The organism is Aquimarina sp., from assembly GCF_977115655.1.
In genome coordinates this window covers 1-4,641 of the sequence record NZ_CDSBKO010000126.1, presented here as the reverse complement: position 1 = coordinate 4,641, position 4,641 = coordinate 1, and the positions used below count along the sequence as shown (strand labels likewise).

General features: G+C 35.4%; 4 protein-coding genes. All 4 read right to left on the bottom strand.

Annotation, left to right across the window (positions count from 1 at the left end; genetic code table 11):
* Positions 1-680: 680 nt before the first annotated feature.
* The 4 genes from ACZIYX_RS23620 to ACZIYX_RS23605 all read right to left on the bottom strand — a co-directional run bounded on the left by ACZIYX_RS23620 (position 681) and on the right by ACZIYX_RS23605 (position 4,275).
* Positions 681-1,508 (bottom strand): crotonase/enoyl-CoA hydratase family protein, encoded by an 828-nt coding sequence (locus ACZIYX_RS23620; protein ID WP_462684727.1) that lies wholly within the window; start codon positions 1,506-1,508, stop codon positions 681-683.
* Position 1,509: 1 nt separating this feature from the next.
* Positions 1,510-2,607, bottom strand: coding sequence for a heparan-alpha-glucosaminide N-acetyltransferase domain-containing protein (locus ACZIYX_RS23615; protein WP_462684726.1), 1,098 nt, complete (start codon positions 2,605-2,607; stop codon positions 1,510-1,512).
* A gap of 18 nt (positions 2,608-2,625) precedes the next feature.
* Positions 2,626-3,555 carry a sterol desaturase family protein gene (locus ACZIYX_RS23610; RefSeq protein ID WP_462684725.1) on the bottom strand — a complete coding sequence of 310 codons (930 nt, stop codon included), beginning with the start codon at positions 3,553-3,555 and terminating at the stop codon, positions 2,626-2,628.
* Between the two features lie 87 nt (positions 3,556-3,642).
* Positions 3,643-4,275 (bottom strand): nitroreductase family protein, encoded by a 633-nt coding sequence (locus tag ACZIYX_RS23605; protein WP_462684724.1) that lies wholly within the window; start codon positions 4,273-4,275, stop codon positions 3,643-3,645.
* Positions 4,276-4,641 lie beyond the last annotated feature (366 nt).

Genomic DNA, 4,641 nt, shown 5'->3' with positions numbered 1-4,641 from the left:
CAAAGTAAATCATTATTGAAATTTAAACCCTATACAAACATAGGATGACAAATTGATGGAATGACAAAATCCTACAAAAAACAATCAAAAACCCTCTGCTTAACATATATTGATCTTAAATGTGTTGCCCTGAGGGCTGGCAGATGAAGACACATACCTACTTATATAAGTACCCCTCCCCACTTCGGTAGTACCCCGGGGTACTGGATTTGGTATCTGTTCAGGTAACTTTGTCAGGTTACCCACTTATATAAGTGGGGAGGGGGTACTTCTTTACCGGGAGCTTCACGTAACTTTGTCAGTTCAACCACTTGGGGTTGCGGGTTCGGGTAGTAGATTTGCAGGACAGACAGGTAATTTTGCTGTTGATATAGCAAAATTCAGGGTCTGGCTATTCTTTTTTGCGGTATGTACTGTCTATATATAGGTATGCCCATAAAAAAAAAATTAAATAATACGATAACGTTTATACCAGGGCAAACACATTTAAAAAACTATTTCTACTTTAAAGGTAAAAAGTTGAATTTACATAGGTTTAATCTCGTTTTTTTGATTGAAAAATAGATTCCAGTCCCGTTCTTCAACGGGATGACAAATTGATGGAATGACAAAATCCCAAAAAAACAAGCAAAAACCCTCTTCTTAACATATATTTGATCTTAAATGTGTTTGCCCTGCGTTTATACCGCTACTTTTGCTTTTCGGGTTTGTGCATATACCAGAATTTCCATTCTGCGAAGGTCTTGTATGCTGGTCTTCATACATGCCTCTACCCATAGATCTGTAATTTTTAAAAGCTCTTCTTTTTGTAACGGAAAAACTTTTTTCTTACTCTGTATATGATAGTATTCAAAATTAAACCGTTCTCCTATTTTCTTAAGAAAAGTATGTAATGCCATGATCGCTTTTCCATCTTTCGCTACTTTTTCTATCAGCCCTAACCCGTGTAAATATTCTGCTTTATATATTTTTCCGTCTTTTAAGATAGCATTTGCATCTTTTGCCTGTAGTTTTCTAAACAATAAACTATAGGCGCCCATACCGGGAAACAGATTAAATTTATTTTCGGGCAAACAAAACTTTGCTTTTTCTTCGGCTATACTATAATCATGTGCTAATGCACATTCCAACCCTCCGCCATAGGCGTTTCCTTCTACCAAGGCAATGGTTAGTGCCGGGAGTCCAAAAGAAGTGTATATTTCATAAATCGCATCAATACAAAGGTGTGCATACCGGGTTAATTGTTTTGTATTGCCAGACCGTATATTGGCTAGAAAAAAAGGTAAATCCCCTCCCATATTATATATCCCATCATGCTCTGATGCAGATACAATATATCGAAGTGGCCTTGTAGGATCTGAAAAATACTCCTTTATCCAAATAGCAAATTCTTTAAACTCTTCTAAGCCTTTTATACAAAAGTTAGGCATTCCGGTGTCTTTTATTTTCCAGATCAATACCTGATGTTCCGGATAATATTCTATGCTAAAACAATTAAATTTTTTCATCTTAGGCGATAGATTTTTTGGTAGCCACCTGATCTTTCGTCTGTTTTTTAGGAACTAACAACATATCCATCCCTTTTTGTGCCAAAAGGGTTAGGGCGATAAATACCAGTATTAAAATCAATACCCCAGCAACGCCAAATTGTTGGTATCCTAAGATGCCCATTCCCCAGCAAATTAATACCCATTGTATAATATAAATAGTAGTAACCCTTTTGCTGCAATAATATAAAAAATCAAATATCTTATTTGGAGCGACCTTAGTAACCAATAAATATGCAAATCTTAATGCTACCATATTAAATCCTGCCAGATAGATAGTACCCCCGGGGCCCAGATGAAAATAATCCCCAAAATGATACTCGAAATTATAATAGCACAATCCCCCTCCTACTGCCATTAACACTAATCCAACGGGTAGCATTTTGATAAAAAGATATTGCTCGCTATGATTGTTCTCTTTATACCACCTGCCAAAAAACATCCCGATAAGGATAAAAGAAAACCAAGGAAATACAGCAAAATATACATTCCATTCTGCGCCCCATAATAAGTCTAAAAGATAATCCACACCTGTTATTCCTAATTGAAGTCCATGAACTTCTCTGGTAACTACAGCTATTATACATGCTAAAACCAAGGGTACATATTTATTTTTAGAAACGGCATTAATAATACCCATAAATAATAGGGATACTCCTGCCAATTGTAAAATATCTCCTGTTAGGAGCATAAATATCATATTATCTGTAGTAGCAGGGGTTGTCCACCCGTATGCTTTTATAAATTCATCTGGCATTGTTCCTGCAATCACAGGTACTACAAATTTTAGAAAATTCATCATATAGCCTGCTGCCAAAATGTATAATGCTCGTTTTATAGATAATGTAATGCTTTGATTTCTGGACAGGGTAAAAGATACTCCCATTACAATAAGAAACATTGGGGTGCCTTTTCCTATAAAATGAATTGTATTTCCTAACCAGGTATTGCTTTGTGTGTCTATACTACCATAAATCCATAAGGTATGTACTACGATTACTAAAAGTACACTTAGCCCCCTTGCAAAGTCTATTGCTAAAATTCTTCTGTTATTTTCCATTGGTATTTTGATTTGTGTTTACTTTTTTTGTATTTGTTGTGTTTCCAGATCTCCCCCCCACGCTTCAGACCTGTATGTGCTTGCTTTTTTACCCCCATCGATGTGATTCCATCCCGGGTACATGATTATATATTTTAATTTATCTGACCATTTTGACGCTTTTTTCATATCCATCCAGAGTTCTTTCCATAATAACAACTGAATTTGCCACTGGCTTTCACTATTTATAGTATCGCCCATTAATCCATATATTGGTTTTTCTTCTTTTAGTTCTACTTGCAGGGTTCCAAAAAGTTTATCCCAAAAAGAAAAAGTTTCTCCGTAATTAGTATCGAGATATTTATGGTTTTTTGCATGGTGTACCCGATGTAAGGATGGAGTTATAAAAATCTTTTCTAACCAGGTTTGTCTGCCTATAAACTTTTCATTAACATGCTCATATAGTCCGTACAGGTTTGCTATTGCTTCTACAATAAAAATCATGAATGGATCAAAGCCTAATATTGGTAACCATATCACGGTATGTGGCATGTGTAAAAAAATTAAAAAAGAACCGCGAACAGCCACCGTTAATTTCATTTCTTCTGCGGTATGGTGTACCCCATGAATACACCAAAAAAAACGTACTTTATGTCCTAAAAAATGCAATACATAAAACATAAAATCATATAGCAGATATGCTAGTATCCATATATACCAATCATACCCTAGAGTAAATAATCGATACTCATACACCCATAGCATACCACCCAGAATAACAATCCTTCCTAAAAGAACATAAGGTATAGATTGTAGTAGATAAGAGACTATATTTACCACTCCCTCTTTATGGCTTTTTATATGTTTGGTGATAAAAAGCACTGTCCACTCTATTATCACCAAAGCAATTATAATTATACCTAATATACTCTGTAGCTCGTTTTGTAGTACTTGAATTGCTTCGTTCATATCTTATAATATTAATTTCCTTAATTGGAGGTTTATATTATTTCTAAGCTTGCACCATGTTACCTGGTTGACCACACATCTTTCTGGCTATTTTTTATGATTTTCAATCATTTTTTTGGATAATGATTTTCGTTTTCTGTTTCCCTTTTCTAAAGTGTCTGAAATGTATCCCATATAAAATATACCCAGACATTTTTCATTTGGTTTAAGATCTAATATCGTATCACAATATTGTATGGTGGCTATAGCGGTATCCCAATAACAACCAATATCTAAAGCGGTGCAGGTAAGCCACATATTTTGTACTGCACAGGATATTGCTGCAATTTCTTCCCACTCGGGTATCTCGATACGTTCACTACGCCGAAAAACGATAACCAGCATAGTTGCGTTTTTTGGGTACTCTAGTGTTGTTTGATATCTGGACTCCGGAAATTGGTCTTTGGACAGGCTTTTTTTGTAAAAATCGAGCATATATTTTCCTAAATCCTCATGATGGGTACCTGTAAGGAGTTCGAATCGCCAGGGTTGTGTCATTTTATGTGTTGGTGCCCAAAGTGCATTGGTAATGATCTCTTCCAGAACTTCAAAAGGTATTCTTTTATCGGAATACGAAGATGCATAGGTTGTTTTTCTTTCCCGAATAAGCTTGCTTATTGGATGCAATTTTTCTTTAATCGATTCTTTTTTGATCTCTTGATGGGATAGTTTGGCTTTCATTTTTTAAATCGTATTTCTTTTGGATTCCGTTCTACAACGGAATGACAATACAACGCTCTATTCATTTTTGTCATCCCAGTGCAAACTGGGATCTATTTACTATACATTATAGTACTACCGGATTCCGTTCTGCAACGGAATGATACTACTTCGACAGGCTCAGTTTGACAAAGCAACGCTCTATTCATTTTTGTCATCCCAGTGCAAACTGGGATCTATTTACTATACATTATAGTACTACCGGATTCCGTTCTGCAACGGAATGATACTACTTCGACAGGCTCAGTTTGACAAAGCAACGCTCTATTCACTTTTGTCATCCTATGTTTGTATAGGGTTTAAATTTCAATAATGATTTACTTTGTT

Excerpts from the sequence above, each read along its gene's own strand:
- ACZIYX_RS23620 (WP_462684727.1), bottom strand. The coding sequence starts at position 1,508 with ATGAAAAAATTTAATTGTTTTAGCATAGAATATTATCCGGAACATCAG.
- ACZIYX_RS23615 (WP_462684726.1), bottom strand. The coding sequence starts at position 2,607 with ATGGAAAATAACAGAAGAATTTTAGCAATAGACTTTGCAAGGGGGCTA.
- ACZIYX_RS23610 (WP_462684725.1), bottom strand. The coding sequence starts at position 3,555 with ATGAACGAAGCAATTCAAGTACTACAAAACGAGCTACAGAGTATATTA.
- ACZIYX_RS23605 (WP_462684724.1), bottom strand. The coding sequence starts at position 4,275 with ATGAAAGCCAAACTATCCCATCAAGAGATCAAAAAAGAATCGATTAAA.